Consider the following 617-nt stretch of genomic DNA (forward strand, 5'->3'; position numbering starts at 1 on the left):
CCCTCGCGCACCGCGCTGGTCTGCATGCCGGTGGCATCGGCGCCGGCGGCTCTTTCGGTCATGGCAAAGCAGACCCGGATATCGCCGTTGACCAGCGGGACCAGGTAGCGCTGCTTCTGCTCCTCGGTCCCGTGCTCGATGAGGGTCAGCATGGTCGCGTCCTGTGGGCCCATGCAGTTCAACGCCCACGCACCCAGATGGCTGAACGCGCGGCCCACTTCGACTTGCACGACGGCATTGGCCAAGTGCCCCAACCCCATTCCGCCGTACTGCACCGGTACGAAGGGGCACCACAACCCTTCCGCGTGGGCCCTGTCCTGGACCTCCTTGACGATGTCGAAGAAGGGACGCGTGCCGATCTGTGGCTCCGCCGGCAGCACTACCTCGTCGATGAAAGTGGCGACCCGGGCACGCAGTTCACGAACCTCATGAGGCAACTCGAAGTTGATCATGCGTCATACCCTGCCATCATTGACACTCACTGTCAAGATTGCTATCTTCGGAGCGATGACCACCACCGCACACCTTGTCGACATTGGCCGGCTCGACGAGTGGATCGGCGACCGCCTCCCTGGCCGTGGTCAGCCGCTGACGGCTGAACGCATCGGGGCAAGCAC

At 63.9% G+C, this 617-nt stretch carries 1 protein-coding gene; it reads right to left on the reverse strand.

The annotated features are described in order from the left end of the window. A partial coding sequence (locus A5692_RS20635; protein ID WP_197514521.1) for an acyl-CoA dehydrogenase family protein occupies positions 1–452 on the reverse strand: 452 nt, incomplete at its 3' end. Between the last annotated feature and the right edge of the window lie 165 nt (positions 453–617).

Source organism: Mycobacterium sp. E342 (assembly GCF_001667665.1).
GTDB lineage: Bacteria > Actinomycetota > Actinomycetes > Mycobacteriales > Mycobacteriaceae > Mycobacterium.